Genomic DNA, 17328 nt, shown 5'->3' with positions numbered 1-17328 from the left:
GTGAGGAACTCCTTCTCAAGCCTCTATATAGGGTCTTAGCTGGCAAAGCCAAAGGCACGCAATCCGTCGAGCACGAATTGCACGGCGAGAGCTGCGAGCAACATGCCCAGCAGGCGTGTGGCGACATTGATGCCTGTCTTGCCGAGCGCGCGCTCAAACAGGCTAGAGGCCAGCAGCGACAGATACACCGTGAGCAACACAATGGCGACCATCCCGATGACCATCGCAGTTCCTGTCACGCCAGGGGCTTGCCCGGCAAGCAAGATCACGGTTGCAATCGCGCCGGGGCCGGCCAAAAGCGGCACGGCGAGGGGGAACACCGAGGGGTCGTGATCGTCGGCGAAGGTTTCGTCGTCGGCTTGATCTTCGCGGCGTTTGGTGCGGCGCTCAAACAGCATGTCGAGGGCCGTGAGAAACAGCAAAATGCCGCCCGCAACGCGAAAGGCCGGCATCGAGATTCCGATGAAATGCATGACGGCTTCGCCAGCCACCGCAAAGACCGCGAGAATGCCAAACGACACCAGACAGGCACGCAGAGCCATTTTGCCACGGTGTTTGGTTTCAATGCCTTGAGTCATGGTCGCAAAAATCGGGGTGAGGGCGATCGGGTCAATTACCACAAACAGCGTGGTGAAGGCCGTGATGATGAAGCTCAGTTCGATCATGCCGCTTTGCCTTCTGCCTTCTCGAGTTTGCTTAGAGCCTTTTCCCACATCTCTTCGGCGCGGGTATAGGCCTGTTTGATCTCGGCGTCTTTCTTTTGCAGACTGGGGAGCTCGGCACGGCGCTCGTCATAGAGGGCAGGGTCGGCGAGGAGTTTGTCGAGCTTCATGCGAAACTCGTCAAGCTTGGCAATGCGCTCTTCGCATTTGCGCACTTCAGCTTTGAGCGCGAGGAGTTGATCGCGGCTGGCGCGTTTGGGCTTGGGTTTTTCCTTTTTGGGTTTGCTGGCAGGCTTTTCGGTTGGGGCGAGAAGGACCTTGCGATAGCTTTCCAAGTCATCGTCATAGTTGCTAACGCCGCCGTCTTTGACCAGCCAAAGCCTGTCAGCAACCAATGAAAGCAAGTGCATGTCGTGGCTGACCAGAATAACCGCGCCTGTGTAGGCTGTGAGAGCTTCAACAAGGCCTTCACGGCTTTCGATATCGAGGTGGTTGGTCGGTTCATCGAGGATCAAAAGATGCGGCGCATCTATGGTTGCCAGCATCAGTGAAAGACGTGCCTTCTGCCCGCCTGACAAAGCACCAACAAGCGTGTCGGCCTGTTCGGAACCGATGCCAAAACCGCCAAGGCGAGCCCTGTGCCGCGCGGGTGTTTCGCCTGGGCGCACGCGGCGGATATGATCGACGGGCGTTTCGTCAACAAACAACTCGTCAACCTGATGTTGGGCAAAGAAGCCGACCCGCAGTTTTGACGAGGTGGTCATCGTTCCGCCCATCAGCTCAAGCCGCCCTGACAGCAGCTTGGAGAGCGTAGACTTACCCTCACCATTGCGGCCCAAAAGTGCGATGCGGTCGTCTTGGTCAATGCGCAGATCAAGTTTGCTCAGGATCGCTTTCCCATCATAGCCAACCGAGCCGTTTTCAACATGAATGATCGGCGGAGACAGCTCTTCCGGTGACGGGAAGGTGAAGCGCTTGAGAGCGGCTTCTTGTGGCGTGGTGATCGGCTTGAGCTTGGCGATGGCCTTGATACGTGACTGCGCCTGAACAGCCTTCGAGGCCTTGGCGCGAAAGCGATCAACGAACTTTTGCAGGTGTGCCTTGCGTGCTTCGATTTTGCGATTTTCAGAATCGGCCACAGCCAGACGCGCTGCGCGTGTTTCGGCAAAGCGGTCATAGTTGCCTTGATAGAGCGTGAGCTTCTTGTCTTCCAAGTGCAAGATTGCACCGACAGCACGGTTCAAGAGCCCACGGTCGTGGCTGACGATAAGGACTGTGTGCGGATATTTGACGAGGTAAGCCTCAAGCCAGAGCGCGCCTTCAAGATCAAGGTAGTTTGTCGGCTCGTCGAGCAACAACAAGTCGGGCTGTGAGAACAGCACGCCAGCCAAAGCCACGCGCATGCGCCAGCCACCGGAGAAGGCAGAGCAGGGCTGCTTTTGTTCATCGGCGGTAAAGCCAAGGCCGCGCAGGATCGAACTTGCGCGCCCTTCGGCTGACCAGGCGTCGATGTCAGCAAGGCGGGTTTGGATGTCGGCAATCCGTGTCGGATCGGTTGCGATCTCGGCCTCGGCCAGCAAGGATGCACGCTCGGTATCGGCCGCCAGAACAGTGTCGATCAGCGAGACTTCGTTGCCGGGAACCTCCTGCGCAACACCGCCGATGCGGGCGCGCGAAGGCAGCGAAAAGTCACCCATGTCGAGGTTGAGTTCGCCACGAATGATCTTGAACAGCGTGGTCTTGCCGGTGCCGTTGCGACCCACGATGCCAACCTTGTGGCCCGTGGGAATGGTGACCGAAGCGTCTTCGATCAACGTGCGGCCTGCGACCGAGTAGGATATGTTTTGTATCTTGAGCATGAGCGCGACTTAGCAGAGGCCAAGCGCGCGCGCCAGTGTGCATTCTTATGGGCATTTGAGACGAAGAGGAACGGGGGCTTGTAGCTTGTCAGAAACGGGCGTAACCCTTGGGCTTTAATGCACAGGTTAACTAATGTCTTCGATGCAAAAGCCCTCCATGCTCACGTTGGTATTGCTCACAGGCCTGTCGGTTCTGTCGCTCAACATGTTCTTGCCTTCACTGGCGCAAATGGCCACCGGCTTTGGCGTTAACTATGCGCTGATCTCGTTGGCCGTTGGCGGCTATCTTGCTGTTTCGGCGGTCTTGCAGATCATCATGGGGCCATTGTCTGACCGCTACGGGCGCAGGCCGGTCGTTCTGATCGGCTTGGGGCTGTTCACGTTGGCATCTGTCGGCTGCTATTTTGCAACCGATTTCCGGGTTTTCATGGTGTTTCGCATGCTGCAAGCCGGTATCGCAGCTGGCATGGCGCTGTCACGGGCTGTGGTGCGCGATGTCGCGCCAGCAAGCGAAGCCGCGCGGCTCTTGGGCGTTATGGGAACCGCTATGGCCCTTGCGCCGCTGCTTGGCCCGATGCTTGGCGGTTTGCTTGACGAGTTGTTCGGCTGGCGCGCCAACTTTGCAGCCTTCGCGATCATGGGCGCACTGTTGCTGGTGATCTGCTGGTATGACTTGCAGGAAACCAACCTTGAACCGTCCGCCAGCTTTACCGCCCAGTTCAGAACCTATCCTGATCTCGCCAAGAGCAAACTGTTCTGGGCCTATAGTGTATGCCTCGTGTTCTCGGTTGGCGGTTTTTTCGCCTTTCTCGGCGGTGCTGCGCTGGTCGGGGAGGGGTTGTTTGGCCTTACACCGGCGCAACTTGGTATCGGTATGGGGTCGATCTCGGGCGGTTTTATGCTGGGCAACATCGTCACTGGGCGGATGTCTGGCCGCTACCGACCCGTCTCGCTAATGATCGCAGGCCGCTTGTTCGCAAGCTTCGGGCCGCTCCTCGCAATCGCGGTTCTGGCACTGGGCTGGTTCAACCCCTATGTGCTGTTCGGCGGAGCTATTTTTGTTGGTCTTGGCAATGGCTTAACCCTGCCAAGCGCCAATGCGGGGGTGATGTCTGTCAACCCGCGCCTTGCGGGCAGCGCCTCGGGGCTATCGGGGGCTTTGACGGTGCTTGGCGGGGCCGTTGCTACGGCACTGACGGGGGCTTTGGCTGGTGGGCCGAGCGGGGCCTATGTGCTCCTGGGTTTCATGTCGCTGACATCTTTTGTCGGGCTGATTGCGGCGCTTTGGGTACGTCAGCTTGAAGCAGCGCAATAGCGGCTTTTCAAACGCCTGCGCCCATGTTAGCAGGGCGCAAATTCAATACACAAACCCGAACAGGAGCCTTATCATGGCCATTCAACGCACATTCTCGATCATCAAACCAGACGCAACCAAGCGCAACCTCACAGGCAAAATTGCTGCCAAGTTTGAAGAAGCTGGCCTGCGCATTGTTGCGTCAAAGCGCATTCAGCTGACGCTTGCCCAAGCACAGCAGTTTTACGGTGTTCACTCAGAGCGTCCGTTTTTCGGGGAACTTTGCGAGTTCATGATCTCCGAGCCAATCGTTGTTCAGGTTCTGGAAGGCGAAGATGCCATCGCGAAAAACCGCGAAGTTATGGGCGCAACCAACCCTGCCGACGCCGACGCAGGCACGATCCGCAAAGAGTTCGCTCTTTCAATCGGCGAGAACTCGGTTCACGGCTCGGACGCACCGGAAACAGCCGCTGAAGAAATCGCATTTTTCTTCTCGGGTCTTGAACTGGTCGGCTAAGCCTACATCTTCTCGATCACACCAATCGCATCAAGGGCCGCCTCAAGCTGAGAGCGGCCCTTGGTTTTTGTAAGAGCTTCGGCGTTGGCCGCTTTGATCGCGTCAAACCGCTTGCGAAGCTCTTGTTTTTCCTTACCTTTACAGTCGTTCCATGGTCGGCCTTGCAAGCCCATGACCAGAACGTAGTAACCAATAAAGTGAGGGGTGCTGCCGGTCGCAAGCAGGCGGCTGTAGGTCTCGTCAGGGCCGAGCGCGCGTAGTTCTTCGGCCGAGTTGATGCCAGCGCGTGTGCACGAGGCCTCATAGGCTGGGCCAAGATTGCGGATAGATGAGACTGGCGTAGGCATAGGCCAATCTAGTGCGTCAATCAGCGATTGTCACCTCAAAGTGAGGCGTAGTCGGTGATGAGCGGCTTAGGCTTTTGGGGCTTACGTGTCTGTGTTTGCTTGGCCGTTGTCGGCTGTGGCTTTGAGTAGGGCATTGTTAGCGCTCCTTTTGAAACCTGCGCCAAACTACGGCGCGTTAAACATCTGTTAAGACTTGTCGCGAAATGTGCCTTAAAGCTGGTTGAAATGTGGCAAAACTTGGGCGTGACTATCTGGCCACATTCCTCTGGCAGACTTTTTGCAAATCTACCCGCTTTCGGCGCTTGACGTGCGCTTGGGGGGCGCATATGACCTCCCTCACGCTTTGGAGCATCTGAAGCGGCAGTGAGCGGTTGTAGCTCAGTTGGTTAGAGTGCCGGCCTGTCACGCCGGAGGTCGCGGGTTCGAGCCCCGTCAACCGCGCCATCACTGCCCAAAGATGCCTGACGCGTATGCGCGGTTGTAGCTCAGCTGGTTAGAGTGCCGGCCTGTCACGCCGGAGGTCGCGGGTTCGAGCCCCGTCAACCGCGCCACTTTCCTTTCAAATTGATTGCTCCGGTACGGGAATATTTGATTCTCATTTTGGCGTTAACGGGTTAAACCTATGTGAACCGCCCGAACGAGAGAGCGAGCAGAGGCTTATGGCTACCAAAAAAACCGCCCGCGTGGCCGCAGTGACAATGCTGCGTGACGATTTGTTTTACCTCAAAATCTGGCTTGCCCATTACGGCGAAATGCTGGGGCGCGAAAACTGCTATATCATCAACCACGGGCACACGCCGGAAGTTGCTGAAATGGCCAAGGGCTGCAACGTCATTGGCATTCCGGGCCATCATCACAAAAACTTCGACATGAAGCGCTGGCGGCTTCTCAACAACCTCGTGCAGGGGCTGAATGCCTATCATGATCATGTGATTGTTGGCGATGTTGACGAGCTGGTTGTGATCGACCCCGAGCTCGGCCTGAGCCTGCCCGAGTTCCTTGGACAGCAAAAGCAACGGCAGGTGATCACACCGCTGGGACTCGAGGTTGTCCACAGGATTGATATTGAGGAAGAACCTATTGAAGACAAGGTGTTGGGCCCACGTCTTCATGTTCGCCTCGCGCCGCATTACTCCAAGCCCTGCATCATTTCGGCTGGCGTCAAAATCGCCCGCGGCGGGCACTTTACCCAGTATGAAAAGATCAACGCACCTGAGGGGCTTTACCTGTTTCACCTCAAGTTTTGCGACTTCGGAGAATATTGCAAAGGCATGGACCGGCGCAACGCTGTGACTGCGCAAATCGGCGCTACAAAACGTGAGGCTTCAATTGGCGGGCACTGGTTTGCCGATGCGCGTGGTGACGACCGTGCGGTGTTTGAGCGGCTGGGCAAATACGCAATGCAAGAGGGCTTTGATTTGGGCCCGTTCCGGCAGGCGATGATCGACAGTTTCGAGCCGCGTGAAGAGACGGGGTTCTATCACTTCGAACGGCCAGACTATGAGTTGCAGTTCAAATTGCCGTCACGGTTCGTTGGTGCGTTTTAATAACAAAAAGCTAACCGAAATTAACATAGGTTAACGTGGTTTTGGCTGAGAAACTGCCTGCACAACGGGTGCATATTTCAGTGCATACCACAGTGCATAATGCGTATGCACAGTTTTGGCGCCCCTTTGGAGCGCCAAACTGGTTAACGCTTAAGCCAGCATGGCCATCGGGTTTTCCAAGTTGTCAACGATGTGCTTGAGCAACTCGGCCCCCATTGCGCCGTCTATGACGCGGTGGTCAACAGACATTGTTACGGACATCACCGTGGCAACCACAACTTCGCCCTCGGCATTGACGACCGGCTTTTTCTTACCAGCGCCAACGGCGAGAATGCCAGCATGTGGTGGGTTGACGATGGCGTCAAAGTTGTCGATGCCCATCATCCCGAGGTTGGACACCGCGAAGCTGCCGCCTTGGTATTCGTGCGGCGCGAGCTTGCGATCACGGGCGCGCGCGGCGAGGTCTTTCATCTCGTTCGAGAGTGAGCTGAGCGATTTTTGATCGGCGTTTTGCAACACAGGCGTGAAGAGGCCACCCTCGATTGCCACGGCCACGGCCACGTCAGATGCCTTCATTTGCAGCACACGATCCCCGGCCCAAACGGCGTTGGCTGTTGGCACGGCCTGCAGGGCTAGGGCGCAGGCTTTGATGATGAAGTCATTGACTGAAAGCTTGTCGCCTCGGGCTTCGATCTGCTTGTTGAGTTGGCTGCGCAAAGCCATCAAGGCATCAAGCTGAATGTCGCGGCGCAGGTAGAAGTGCGGCACGGTTTGCTTGGCCTCGGTGAGGCGCGCGGCGATGGTTTTACGCATGCCGTCGAGTTTGACTTCCTCATATTCGCGGCCCTCGTAGGAGCGCGCGACCATGTCGGCTGACGGGCTGCTTGGCATGGCTGCGGCGGCTGGCGCGTCTGCTTTGGCGGCTGGCGCTGCTGTTGCTGCGGCTGGCTTGGCGTCGAGCACGTCGGCTTTGACGATGCGGCCTTTGGGGCCTGATCCGGCGATTGCTGTTAGATCAAGGCCTTTGTCGGCAGCGATACGGCGGGCGAGGGGCGAGGCAAAGATGCGTTCGCCGTCTTTGACCGGCGCAGCGGCTGCCGGAGCCGAGGCGGCCGGGGCAGTTGGGGCCGCGGGTGCAGCCTCGGCTGGTGCCGAAGGGGCGGGAGCAGCACTTGCTGCCCCGATGTCATCGGCGCTTTCTCCATCTTCGAGCAGCACGGCGATGGCGGTGTTGACGGCCACGCCTTCGGTTCCGTCAGCGATTAGAATTTTCCCAATGGTGCCTTCATCTACGGCTTCAAATTCCATCGTGGCTTTATCGGTTTCGATCTCACAGAGGATATCGCCGGATTGAACGGTGTCGCCCTCTTTGACGATCCATTTGGCCAGTGTGCCCTCTTCCATTGTGGGCGAAAGGGCGGGCATGAGAATTTCGATAGGCATGAGCGCGCTCCCTTAGCGGTAAGTGACTTGTTTGACGGCTGCGACGACCTCATCGGTGGTCAGCAAAGCGTGTTTTTCGAGGTTGGCGGCGTAGGGCATCGGCACGTCTTTACCGGTGCAGTTGATCACGGGCGCGTCGAGGTAATCAAACGCGCGTTCCATGATTGTCGCCGAAAGGTGATTGCCGATTGAGCCAACGGGCCAGCCTTCCTCGACGGTGACGCAGCGGTTGGTTTTTTGGACGCTCGCGAGAACTGTGTCGTAGTCGATCGGGCGCAGAGTGCGCAGGTCGATCACCTCGGCAGAAATGCCGTCTTCTGCAAGCTTGTCAGCGGCTTCAAGCGCATACTGCATGCCGATGCCAAAGCTGACGATGGTGACATCATCACCCTCGCGCCAGACGCGGGCTTTGCCAAAGGGAACTGTGTAGTCGTCAAGCACGGGCACGTCGAAAGAGCGGCCATAGAGGATCTCGTTTTCGAGGAAGATCACCGGGTTCGGGTCGCGGATCGCGGTTTTCATCAGGCCTTTATAGTCGCTTGCGGAGTAGGGCATGACGACCTTGAGACCGGGGATCATCGCATACCATGCGGCGTAGTCTTGTGAGTGCTGCGCACCCACGCGGGCTGCGGCACCGTTGGGGCCCCGGAAGACCATCGGAGCACCCATCTGCCCGCCGGACATATAGAGCGTCTTGGCGGCAGAGTTGATAATCTGATCAATGGCTTGCATGGCGAAGTTAAAGGTCATGAACTCAACGATCGGCTTGAGACCACCAAAGGCCGCGCCGACGCCAATACCGGCAAAACCATGCTCGGTGATCGGGGTGTCGATGACACGTTTGGAGCCGAACTCGGCGAGCATGCCTTGGGAGATTTTGTAGGCGCCTTCATATTCGGCGACTTCTTCCCCCATAAGGAACACGCTGTCGTCGCGGCGCATCTCTTCTGACATGCCGTCGCGCAGAGCTTCGCGGACGGTTTGTTGCTTCATCTCGGTGCCTTCGGGCCAGTCGGGCGAGGTGTCTTTGACGGCGACTGGTGCGGCGGCTTGGGCGGGAACCGATGCCGGGGCCGGGGCTTCGGCGGCTGGTGCGGCTTCAGCAGCTGCAGCAGGGGCCGCGGCGCTCATGTCTTCGCCTTCCTCGCCGATCATGGCGATGGGGGTGTTCACCTTAACGCCTTCGGTGCCGTCAGCGACCAGAATTTTACCGATGACGCCTTCATCGACGGCTTCAAATTCCATCGTGGCTTTGTCGGTTTCGATCTCGCAGAGGATATCGCCGGATTGAACTGTGTCACCTTCTTTAACCAGCCATTTGGCCAGAGTGCCTTCTTCCATTGTTGGCGAGAGGGCGGGCATGAGAATTTCGATAGCCATAATGTGTGTCTCCCTCAGGCGTCAGCGTAAATATCGGTCCAGAGCTCTTCAAGCGCTGGTTCGGGTGATGTTTTGGCGAATTCGGCGCTGTCGTTGACGATGGCCTTGATCTCTTTGTCGATCGCTTTCAGCTCGTCTTCGGTCGCGTGTTTGCCAGTGATCAAGAGGTCGCGCACATGCTCGATGGCGTCTGACTTTTCACGCACTTTTTGCACTTCTTCGCGGGTGCGATACTTGGCGGGGTCTGACATCGAGTGGCCACGATAGCGGTAGGTTTTGACCTCGAGTATGTAGGGGCCTTTGCCTGCGCGACAGTGGGCGACAGCGGCTTCACTGGCTTCTTTCACGGCCAGAATATCCATACCATCAACCAATTGACCTTTGATGCCAAAGGCTTGACCGCGGGTGTAGATATCAGCTGACGACGTCGAACGCTGTTGGGATGTCCCCATCGCGTATTGGTTGTTTTCAATTACAAACACCACGGGCAAGTCCCAGAGGGCGGCCATGTTGAAGGCTTCGTAGACCTGTCCCTGGTTGGCCGCGCCGTCACCGAAGTAGGTGAAAGTGACGTTGTCATTGCCTTTGTATTTGTCCGAGAATGCCAGCCCCGCACCGAGCGGCACTTGCGCGGCAACGATGCCGTGACCGCCGTAGAAATGCTTCTCTTTGCTGAACATGTGCATCGAGCCGCCTTTGCCTTTGGAGTAACCGCCTTCACGGCCTGTCAACTCGGCCATGACGCCTTTCGGATCCATGCCGCAAGCGAGCATATGCCCGTGATCGCGGTAGGAGGTGATGCGCTTGTCACCTTCCTTGGTAGCGGCTTCGAGCCCGACAACAACGGCCTCCTGGCCAATGTAGAGGTGACAAAACCCGCCGATCAGGCCCATGCCGTAGAGCTGGCCAGCCTTTTCCTCGAATCGCCGGATGAGCAGCATGTCGCGGTAATAGCCTTTAAGCTCTTCGGCGGAAGTGTTTGATTTCGCACTGGTTTTCTTAGCGGCCATCAGGCATGTCCCCTCGGAAGTTAATTAGTTTAGCGTTAAACTAATCGTAACACCAAAGAAGAGCGCATTGCGAGGTTTTTTCTTGAGGAGGGATATTGCACCCGAGTTGCACCTATACGGATATTGATCGAGAATCAATTTTCTCTGGCCAGGTGAACATGGGGCCTAAGATATCTCTAAGTTGATCAGTCATCCAATCGCCCATCTGTGCGGAAATCCAAATCAGTGCGGCAACGGAAAGTAGGAAATTCAAAATTGAGACCGCCAAAATAAGCGGCCACCTTGGATCGGTATTCCCTTTTATCCATGTAAGTAGCGCCATACTACCAGCAAGGATGGGGGCAGGCAGGATTAAGGGTATGCACGCGAGCCAGAGCGCCACGTCCCTTGCTGGACGACGGGACACCTTTGCAAACATCTGCTCAGCAAATCGCGCCACCTCACTTGAAAGTTGCCTACCTAAGTCAGGCATTTGCTTGAGCGCGGGCGGCCGAGGCGTTTGCTTCCATCCAATGCTGGTATGCTTCATGCTTTCTGTTTGCGACACTATAGGCATCAATTATCGACCAGATGTTGATGATCCAGCCCAGCATGGCGGCCCACAGTAAAATACATCCAAACAACATAAGCACGCCTTTACCGACTTCTCCGTTATACATTTGTCCGACACCAACGATTAGCAACGACAACAGAGCTGCCACAAATGGAGCTTTGTCGACAGGCCGTTCTCCAAAGTAAGCAGGTTGGGCCGAGATTGTGTTGTTCACAGTCACAATTTGAGCCTTGTCACCGGTAGCGATTGAGGAGGCTGACTGGGAGGGGGGCTTGGGAGAAGGGGTGAAAAACTTTGATAAGGCCTTGTCTTCAGATGCCTGTGACCAAACGTCTGGCCCACGAACCTTCTGGACGAGAGTGTCGTATTCCAAACGACCTTCTGCAGCCATTGCTTTCAAGTCGTGCCCAGTGAAGGGGCCGTAGACCTCATCGTCAATACTAACATGCCATTCGGTATCTAAAGGATGTGGAATGCTTGGAGCACTTGATGCAGTTGGAAGTGAATTGTTTCTTTTCTCGGGAAGGAAATCATTGTCGGACATGCAGTGATAATCTCTCTCTAATTTCAAAATGTGGAGATATAACAACACGAATAATTCGTTTGTAAAAGATTTTTCTCAACTAACAGTATTGAAACTTTCTAGTAATGGACCGTGGCGTCAGTGGCTATTTGAACAGGCTCTAAGCTGCAAATGTTTTGACAAGCTGCATGCAGCAATACTGACAAGTTGAACCTAGTGAATGACGATCTCGTCGGCGCGCACATAGCCGAGGATGTCGCGGGCACGTTCATCAAGCAGGTCAACGTCAAGGTAGTCGTCAGACAGGCGGTGTGTAAGATTTTGCATCCGGTCTACGCGAGCCTGTAAGGTGTTGAGCTCGCGGGTGAGCGCGAGGTGCTCGGCTTCGATCTCGGCGCGGCGGAACAGGCCATAGTCGCCCTGAATTGCAGCGAAGACAAAGTAGAGTGACAGGCAAAAGGCCAGTGCAAAGAAGATCAGCGTGCCGATCGGCATTCCGAGCGCTGGTATTCTGCGGGGTATCATACTGGTCGGCCTCGTGGTGCTGCGCATTGTTGCGCTTATGTTTTTATGCGCGCCATACTGACGCAACGAAACATTGGCACAAACAGGGGCGCGCGTGAAAGGCTCTTTTGCAGAAAGCCCGAAAATGCGGAGCTTTTGCAACAGGGGAGAGTCATTCATGTCACATTCTGCGCCACGCTCGGTGTTGCAAACCCATGAGGTGAGCAACCAACCCACCCCGCGAGAGGGACATGACCTCTGGCAGAGTGATGCGATTTTGAGGCTGCATGCAAAATCCGCGCCTGAAGCGGATATGGCCGCTTTCGGTGCAGAGCTTGGCACGGCAGAAATGCGCCAGGCGGGGCGGCTTGCCAACAAGCACAACCCGGAACTTGTGAGCTTTGATCGCAGTGGGCGGCGGCTTGACGAGGTCAGGTTTCATCCGGCCTATCACCAGCTTATGCAAGCGGGCCTGTCGCGCGGTATTGCCGCCGCCGCATGGGACGGAGCAGAGGCAGGCCATGTTCAGCACGCGGCGATGACCTATATGATGAGCCAGGTTGAGCCGGGTGTGACCTGCCCGATGGTGATGACTTATGCCTCGGTGCCCGCGCTTGCTGCCAATGAGAGAATAGCTGCGGCTTGGGCCCCGAAGCTGACGGCGCGGGGCTATGATAACCGCGTCGCCCCCATAACGGCCAAGAGTGCGGCGACGCTGGGCATGGCGATGACGGAAAAGCAGGGCGGCTCGGATGTGCGGGCCAACACGACAAGGGCGGTGCGTGACGGCGAGGGTTACCGGCTGCGCGGCCACAAGTGGTTTTGCTCGGCGCCAATGAGCGACGGCTTTCTCACGCTGGCGCAGGCAAAAGGCGGGCTGACGTGTTTTCTGGTTCCGCGCTGGCTTGAGGGCGAACGCAACAGCATTCAGATCATGCGGCTGAAAGACAAGCTCGGAAACCGCGCCAATGCTTCCTCCGAGATTGAATATCATGACGCCTACGCCGAACGGCTGGGCGAGGAGGGGCAGGGCGTGAAAACCATCATCGAGATGGTACATCACACGCGGTTGTCGACAGCGGTTGCGCCTGCGGGCCTCATGCGCGGCGCACTGGATGAAGCGGTTTGGTGGTGCACACATCGCAGTGCTTTTCAGCGACGCCTGATTGATCAACCATTGATGCAGCAGGTGCTCGCCGACATGGTGCTTGATCAGGAAGGCACCACGGCGCTGGCGATGCATATGGCGCGGGCGTTTGATGCAAATGACAAGGGGTTTGGACGGATCGGTGTGGCGCTGGCCAAATACCTTGGTAACAAGCTTTGCCCGGGGTTTGTTTATGAGGCGATGGAGTGCCTTGGTGGTGCGGGCTATACAGAAGAAACGCCTATGCCGCTTTACTACCGCGAGGCGCCGCTCAACTCGATTTGGGAAGGATCGGGTAATGTGATCTGTCTTGATATCCTGCGGACTTTGGCGCGTGACGCAGAGGCCGGGGCCGCGTTGCGCACCGAACTTGAGGCAGCCAAGGGCGGCTCTGCGGCCTACGACAGCGCTTTGGCGGCGCATGAGGCGCGCTTTCCCAAGCTCTGTGAAGAAAGAGAAGCGCGGCAGTTTGCTGAAAGTTTGGCCAGTTTGCTGACTGCGTCGGTTTTGCTCAGGCATGCGCCTGATGCAGTTGCACAGGCTTATGCGGCAACGCGGCTTGGCTCCGGCGGCGGGCGCAGCTATGGAACGGCAGGTTTTGGCGATGTGAGCGCTATTTTGGAAAGGGTGCGCGCATGAGTTTTGCGACTGTCGAGGGCTATGAGAAACGGGTGCACGAGAGCTTTGCCAAGCAGGGCGTGATGCAGACATTTGGTGCGCAGATCACCACGGTTGAGCCGGGTGAAGTGAATATCGAGATGCCCTTTGACAGGCGATTTACGCAGCAGCACGGATTTTTGCACGCAGGCGTTGTGACCACGGTGTTAGACAGTGCCGCGGGTTATGCTGCTTATAGCTTGATGCCAGCGGGCACCGGTGTGTTAACGATCGAACTCAAGACTTCGTTGATGCGGGTGGCTGAGGGTGCGTTGTTCCGCTTTGAGGGGCGGGTGCTGAAAGCCGGACGCAATGTCATGTTTGCTGAAGCGAAGGCCTATGCCAGTAACAAAGAGATTGCCCATTTGACGGCGTCGATGATGGTTGTCGAGGGGCGGGAAGGCATCGAAGGCTAGGCGGCTAGCTTGTTAGCCTAGAGCCGCGACGCCGGGGAGGGTTTTGCCTTCCATCCACTCCAGAAACGCGCCGCCAGCGGTTGAGATATAGCTGAAGTCGTCGGCGGCCCCGGCTTGGTTGAGGGCGGCGACAGTGTCTCCCCCGCCTGCAACGGTGATCAGATCACCCGCCAGGGTTTGCGCGGCGGCGATCTTTGCGGCGGCCATTGTGGCGGTGTCAAACGGCGCGATTTCAAAGGCACCGAGCGGGCCGTTCCAGATCAGAGTGTTGAGCTTACTGATTTCGGCGGTGATGGTTTTTATCGCCTCGGGGCCAGCGTCGAGCACCATTTGGTCGGCGTCGAGCGTGGTGTTCTCGTTGAGTTTGATCACCTCGAAGTCTGCTCCTGCCTTGAAGGCGCGTGAGACCAGACCATCAGTGGGAAGAATGACGCGGCAACCTTTGGTTTCGGCTTTGATCAGGATTTCGCGGGCGGTGTCGAGCATCTCGGCTTCAACCAGTGAGGCCCCGAGCTTTGCGCCCATAGCCATCAGGAAGGTGTTTGCCATGCCGCCGCCGATGATCAGGGTGTCGAGTTTTTCAACAAGGTTTGACAGCAAATCGAGTTTGGAACTGACCTTGGCGCCGCCAACCACCGCGCCGACAGGGCGTTTCGGCGAGGAGAGCGCGCTCTCAAGTGCCTGCAGCTCAGCTTGCATGAGGCGGCCAGCGCAGGAAGGCAGAAGCGCGGCGATTCCGGCGGTTGAGGCATGGGCGCGGTGCGCGACAGAGAAGGCGTCGTTGCAGTAAATGTCACCAAGGCCCGCGAGGCGTTTTACAAACGCGGCATCGTTGGCCTCTTCGCCGGGGTGGTAGCGGATGTTCTCGATCAGGATTACGTCGGCGTTCAGGGCTTCCTGCGTAAAAGGCTCCGCGCCTTCCAGCGTTTCAACGAAAGCGACTGTGCGGCCAAGTGCAGCTTCAAGCGCATGCAGGGTGACGCGCAGGCTCATGTCGAGCACGGTTTTGCCTTTTGGGCGGCCAAAATGCGCCAGCAGGATCGGCTTGCCACCTTTGGCGAGGATGGCGTTGATGGTTGGCGTGATGCGCTGGATGCGTGTGTCGTCTGTCACCACACCGTTGTGCACGGGAACATTGATGTCGACGCGGGTGAGCACACGTTTTCCGGCCATGTCGAGATCATCAAGTTTCTTCCATGCCACGGTGCATTTCCTTGTTATTTCGCTGCAATTGGGCTGCAAATAGGCTGCAACTCGGGTGGGGTTTGGCGCGATATTGCACAATCGTCAACCTCTGGCTTGTTCCTTGCGGCAATGCGTCTTAGGTATCTGGGCAAATGTAGAGAACAGGAGCGCCAAATGGCTGACTATAAAGACCCCGAAAACACTATCTTGATTGAACTCAAAGGCGGCACCGTTGTTGTCGAGCTTATGCCTGACGCAGCACCAGCACACTGTGAGCGCATGAAAGAACTGGCCCGTGCCGGCAAGTATGACAATGTTGCCTTTCACCGTGTGATCGACGGCTTTATGGCCCAGACAGGCGATGTGCAGCACGCCAATATGGAAGTTGACTACAACCCTGGCCGTGCCGGCACGGGCGGCTCTGACTTGCCTGATCTGCCAGCCGAGTTTGGACGTATTCCGCATGCGCGCGGCAGCATCGGCGCGGCGCGTTCGCAAAACCCGAACTCGGCAAACAGCCAGTTCTTCATCAACTTCAAAGACAATGACTTCCTCAACGGCCAGTACACCGTTTACGGCCAGGTCGCCTCAGGTATGGAACATGTTGACGCGATCGCGCGTGGCGAGCCGCCGATGAACCCGGACCGCATGATCAGCGTGAAAGTTGCTGCTGATGTTTAAGTTTGCAGCTGTATTCTCGCTGATGGCCAGCTCGGCTTTGGCGAGTGGTCTCGAGATCACGGTTGAGGGCGAGGCCAACGGTAAGATCGTGATTGATCTGCTCGAAGATGTGGCCCCGCTGCATGTTGCGCAGATTTCGACACTGGCGAGCGAAGGCGCTTATGACGGCGTCGTCTTTCACCGCGTGATCGAGGGCTTTATGGCGCAGACCGGTGATGTCGAGTTCGGTCGCGTTGAAGGCGGCAATATGGCCATGGCTGGCCGTGGTGGTTCGAAGTTGGGTGACATCAAAGCCGAGTTCTCCGACGAGAGCTTCGAGCGCGGTGTTGTCGGCATGGCCCGCAGCCAAAGCCCTGACTCTGCCAACAGCCAGTTTTTCATCATGTTTGCCCCCGGGCATTTCCTGAACGGGCAATATACTGTTGTCGGCCGCGTGACCGAAGGACTTGATGTGCTTGACAAAATCAAGCTTGGCAAGGGGCCGAACGGCTCGGTTATTGGCCAGCCTGACGTGATGAAAACCGTGACGGTCACTGAGTGATCACTTAAGTGTGGGCGGGCTAGGAATGGCCCGCCCGTTGCTGCACACTCTTGGGAGAGCCAAGGGAGCGTGCCATTGAGATTTCTGACATTTTTGTTTTGTTTGGTGATCGGGACAGCTGCGGCAGCTGATCCGAGCGTCTGGAAGCATGTCTGGCGCAAGACCGACTTTAGCAACAGCTCGGTGAGCAATTGGCGCGAGATCATGTCGGGCGGCCCGGGCAAAGACGGCATTCCGGCGCTGACAGACCCACAGTTTGTCGAGGTTGGCAAAGCGCCCATGATCGGCAAGCGCGAGCCGGTGATTGTGCTTGAGCTTGCGGGCGCGAGGACGCGGGCCTACCCGATCAGATACCTGACATGGCATGAAATCGTGAATGATGTTGTCGGCGGTGTGCCTGTCGCGGTGACGTTCTGCCCGCTGTGCAACTCTGGCATTACCTTTGACAGGCGCGTGCAGGGGCAGGTGCTTGAGTTTGGTGTCTCGGGGATGCTGCGCAAGTCGGACATGGTGATGTATGACCGCCAGACCGAGAGTTGGTGGCAACAGGCGATCGGGCGCGGCATTGTTGGGGAAATGAACGGGGTTGAGCTTGCCACTTTGCCCAGCTGGATGGAAAGCTGGGAGAGTTTTGTGAAGCGCAATCCTGAGGGGCTGGTGATGGTTGAGCCGCCCTTCGGGCGTGATTACGGGCGCAACCCATATGCGGGCTATGACAGCTCGGCCAAGCCGTTTTTATACAGCGGAGAGATGCCGCCGCACGGGGTGCATCCGCTGATAAGGGTGGTGCGGGTTGGTGAGCGGGCCTGGCCTTTGGAGCGGTTGAGCAAGGAGCGCGAACTGCGCGAGGCCGGGTTGGTGTTGAGCTGGAAGGAGGGGCAAGCTTCGGCTTTGGACACCTCCGAGATCGACAAAGGTGTGGACGTGGGCAATGTGCGGGTGCGCGACGCTTCAGGCCGCGATGTGGCACATGATGTTATGTTTGCTTTTGCATTTCACGCATTCTGGCCGGAAGGGCAGTGGATGCTAAGGGATTGAATGCACCTTGAAAGGCGCATGCAG

17 protein-coding genes and 2 tRNA genes are annotated in these 17328 nt (G+C 57.2%); 10 read left to right on the top strand and 9 right to left on the bottom strand.

Annotation, left to right across the window (positions count from 1 at the left end):
- Positions 1-35: 35 nt before the first annotated feature.
- Both KO498_RS12705 and KO498_RS12700 read right to left on the bottom strand, forming a co-directional pair.
- The gene (locus KO498_RS12705; protein ID WP_215960253.1) at positions 36-665 is read right to left on the bottom strand and encodes a MarC family protein; all 630 of its coding nucleotides are present in this window, start codon (positions 663-665) and stop codon (positions 36-38) included.
- The gene (locus KO498_RS12700; protein ID WP_215960252.1) at positions 662-2521 is read right to left on the bottom strand and encodes an ABC-F family ATP-binding cassette domain-containing protein; all 1860 of its coding nucleotides are present in this window, start codon (positions 2519-2521) and stop codon (positions 662-664) included. The genes KO498_RS12705 and KO498_RS12700 overlap by 4 nt, the downstream gene beginning before the upstream one ends.
- A gap of 157 nt (positions 2522-2678) precedes the next feature.
- Between KO498_RS12700 and KO498_RS12695 the strand changes: the two genes are divergently transcribed.
- Both KO498_RS12695 and ndk read left to right on the top strand, forming a co-directional pair.
- Positions 2679-3836, top strand: coding sequence for an MFS transporter (locus KO498_RS12695; RefSeq protein WP_252731401.1), 1158 nt, complete (start codon positions 2679-2681; stop codon positions 3834-3836).
- Positions 3837-3909: 73 nt separating this feature from the next.
- The gene (gene ndk, locus KO498_RS12690) at positions 3910-4332 is read left to right on the top strand and encodes a nucleoside-diphosphate kinase (RefSeq protein ID WP_215960250.1); all 423 of its coding nucleotides are present in this window, start codon (positions 3910-3912) and stop codon (positions 4330-4332) included.
- A 2-nt stretch (positions 4333-4334) separates the two neighbouring features.
- Here ndk and KO498_RS12685 read toward each other — a convergent pair whose 3' ends face one another.
- The gene (locus KO498_RS12685) at positions 4335-4679 is read right to left on the bottom strand and encodes a TfoX/Sxy family DNA transformation protein (RefSeq protein ID WP_215960249.1); all 345 of its coding nucleotides are present in this window, start codon (positions 4677-4679) and stop codon (positions 4335-4337) included.
- Between the two features lie 367 nt (positions 4680-5046).
- Here KO498_RS12685 and KO498_RS12680 point away from each other — a divergent pair.
- From KO498_RS12680 to KO498_RS12670, 3 genes are all read left to right on the top strand, one after another.
- Positions 5047-5123, top strand: a tRNA-Asp gene (locus KO498_RS12680).
- A gap of 30 nt (positions 5124-5153) precedes the next feature.
- Positions 5154-5230: transfer RNA gene (locus tag KO498_RS12675), tRNA-Asp, on the top strand.
- Between the two features lie 108 nt (positions 5231-5338).
- Entirely contained in the window at positions 5339-6226 is an 888-nt protein-coding gene (locus KO498_RS12670) for a glycosyltransferase family 2 protein (protein ID WP_215960248.1), read from the top strand.
- 150 nt (positions 6227-6376) lie between these two features.
- Here KO498_RS12670 and KO498_RS12665 read toward each other — a convergent pair whose 3' ends face one another.
- The 5 genes from KO498_RS12665 to KO498_RS12645 all read right to left on the bottom strand — a co-directional run bounded on the left by KO498_RS12665 (position 6377) and on the right by KO498_RS12645 (position 11660).
- Entirely contained in the window at positions 6377-7669 is a 1293-nt protein-coding gene (locus tag KO498_RS12665; protein ID WP_215960247.1) for a pyruvate dehydrogenase complex dihydrolipoamide acetyltransferase, read from the bottom strand.
- 12 nt (positions 7670-7681) lie between these two features.
- A complete protein-coding gene (locus KO498_RS12660) occupies positions 7682-9049 on the bottom strand; it encodes a pyruvate dehydrogenase complex E1 component subunit beta (protein ID WP_215960246.1) in 1368 nt (455 codons plus the stop codon).
- Between the two features lie 14 nt (positions 9050-9063).
- Positions 9064-10059, bottom strand: a complete 996-nt coding sequence (gene pdhA / locus KO498_RS12655; RefSeq protein WP_215960245.1) for a pyruvate dehydrogenase (acetyl-transferring) E1 component subunit alpha — start codon at positions 10057-10059, stop codon at positions 9064-9066.
- A gap of 464 nt (positions 10060-10523) precedes the next feature.
- On the bottom strand, positions 10524-11156 hold the full coding sequence (locus tag KO498_RS12650; protein ID WP_215960244.1) for a DUF4339 domain-containing protein: 633 nt from the start codon (positions 11154-11156) through the stop codon (positions 10524-10526).
- A gap of 192 nt (positions 11157-11348) precedes the next feature.
- On the bottom strand, positions 11349-11660 hold the full coding sequence (locus KO498_RS12645) for an FtsB family cell division protein (RefSeq protein ID WP_215960508.1): 312 nt from the start codon (positions 11658-11660) through the stop codon (positions 11349-11351).
- A gap of 157 nt (positions 11661-11817) precedes the next feature.
- Here KO498_RS12645 and KO498_RS12640 point away from each other — a divergent pair, with 157 nt between their 5' ends.
- Together KO498_RS12640 and KO498_RS12635 are read left to right on the top strand one after the other, a co-directional pair.
- Positions 11818-13425 carry an acyl-CoA dehydrogenase family protein gene (locus tag KO498_RS12640; RefSeq protein WP_215960243.1) on the top strand — a complete coding sequence of 536 codons (1608 nt, stop codon included), beginning with the start codon at positions 11818-11820 and terminating at the stop codon, positions 13423-13425.
- Positions 13422-13859 (top strand): PaaI family thioesterase, encoded by a 438-nt coding sequence (locus KO498_RS12635; protein ID WP_215960242.1) that lies wholly within the window; start codon positions 13422-13424, stop codon positions 13857-13859. The genes KO498_RS12640 and KO498_RS12635 overlap by 4 nt, the downstream gene beginning before the upstream one ends.
- A 12-nt stretch (positions 13860-13871) precedes the next feature.
- Here KO498_RS12635 and KO498_RS12630 read toward each other — a convergent pair whose 3' ends face one another.
- A complete protein-coding gene (locus tag KO498_RS12630) occupies positions 13872-15062 on the bottom strand; it encodes a phosphoglycerate kinase (RefSeq protein ID WP_215960241.1) in 1191 nt (396 codons plus the stop codon).
- Positions 15063-15218: 156 nt separating this feature from the next.
- Between KO498_RS12630 and KO498_RS12625 the strand changes: the two genes are divergently transcribed.
- From KO498_RS12625 to KO498_RS12615, 3 genes are all read left to right on the top strand, one after another.
- Positions 15219-15725, top strand: a complete 507-nt coding sequence (locus KO498_RS12625; RefSeq protein ID WP_215960240.1) for a peptidylprolyl isomerase — start codon at positions 15219-15221, stop codon at positions 15723-15725.
- Positions 15718-16266 (top strand): peptidylprolyl isomerase, encoded by a 549-nt coding sequence (locus KO498_RS12620; protein ID WP_215960239.1) that lies wholly within the window; start codon positions 15718-15720, stop codon positions 16264-16266. The genes KO498_RS12625 and KO498_RS12620 overlap by 8 nt, the downstream gene beginning before the upstream one ends.
- Positions 16267-16341: 75 nt before the next feature.
- A complete protein-coding gene (locus KO498_RS12615; protein WP_215960238.1) occupies positions 16342-17304 on the top strand; it encodes a DUF3179 domain-containing protein in 963 nt (320 codons plus the stop codon).
- The last annotated feature ends 24 nt before the right edge of the window (positions 17305-17328 follow it).

The organism is Lentibacter algarum (assembly GCF_018860975.1).
Taxonomy (GTDB): Bacteria; Pseudomonadota; Alphaproteobacteria; order Rhodobacterales; family Rhodobacteraceae; genus Lentibacter; species Lentibacter algarum_A.
This window is presented reverse-complemented; position numbering and strand designations above follow the sequence as displayed.

Coding starts and splice junctions, on each gene's coding strand:
- KO498_RS12665 (WP_215960247.1), bottom strand. CDS start 7,669: ATGCCTATCGAAATTCTCATGCCCGCCCTTTCGCCCACAATGGAAGAG.
- KO498_RS12705 (WP_215960253.1), bottom strand. CDS start 665: ATGATCGAACTGAGCTTCATCATCACGGCCTTCACCACGCTGTTTGTG.
- KO498_RS12670 (WP_215960248.1), top strand. CDS start 5,339: ATGGCTACCAAAAAAACCGCCCGCGTGGCCGCAGTGACAATGCTGCGT.
- KO498_RS12625 (WP_215960240.1), top strand. CDS start 15,219: ATGGCTGACTATAAAGACCCCGAAAACACTATCTTGATTGAACTCAAA.
- KO498_RS12700 (WP_215960252.1), bottom strand. CDS start 2,521: ATGCTCAAGATACAAAACATATCCTACTCGGTCGCAGGCCGCACGTTG.
- KO498_RS12640 (WP_215960243.1), top strand. CDS start 11,818: ATGTCACATTCTGCGCCACGCTCGGTGTTGCAAACCCATGAGGTGAGC.
- KO498_RS12635 (WP_215960242.1), top strand. CDS start 13,422: ATGAGTTTTGCGACTGTCGAGGGCTATGAGAAACGGGTGCACGAGAGC.
- KO498_RS12620 (WP_215960239.1), top strand. CDS start 15,718: ATGTTTAAGTTTGCAGCTGTATTCTCGCTGATGGCCAGCTCGGCTTTG.
- pdhA (WP_215960245.1), bottom strand. CDS start 10,059: ATGGCCGCTAAGAAAACCAGTGCGAAATCAAACACTTCCGCCGAAGAG.
- KO498_RS12660 (WP_215960246.1), bottom strand. CDS start 9,049: ATGGCTATCGAAATTCTCATGCCCGCCCTCTCGCCAACAATGGAAGAA.
- KO498_RS12650 (WP_215960244.1), bottom strand. CDS start 11,156: ATGTCCGACAATGATTTCCTTCCCGAGAAAAGAAACAATTCACTTCCA.
- KO498_RS12685 (WP_215960249.1), bottom strand. CDS start 4,679: ATGCCTACGCCAGTCTCATCTATCCGCAATCTTGGCCCAGCCTATGAG.
- KO498_RS12695 (WP_252731401.1), top strand. CDS start 2,679: ATGCTCACGTTGGTATTGCTCACAGGCCTGTCGGTTCTGTCGCTCAAC.
- ndk (WP_215960250.1), top strand. CDS start 3,910: ATGGCCATTCAACGCACATTCTCGATCATCAAACCAGACGCAACCAAG.
- KO498_RS12645 (WP_215960508.1), bottom strand. CDS start 11,660: ATGATACCCCGCAGAATACCAGCGCTCGGAATGCCGATCGGCACGCTG.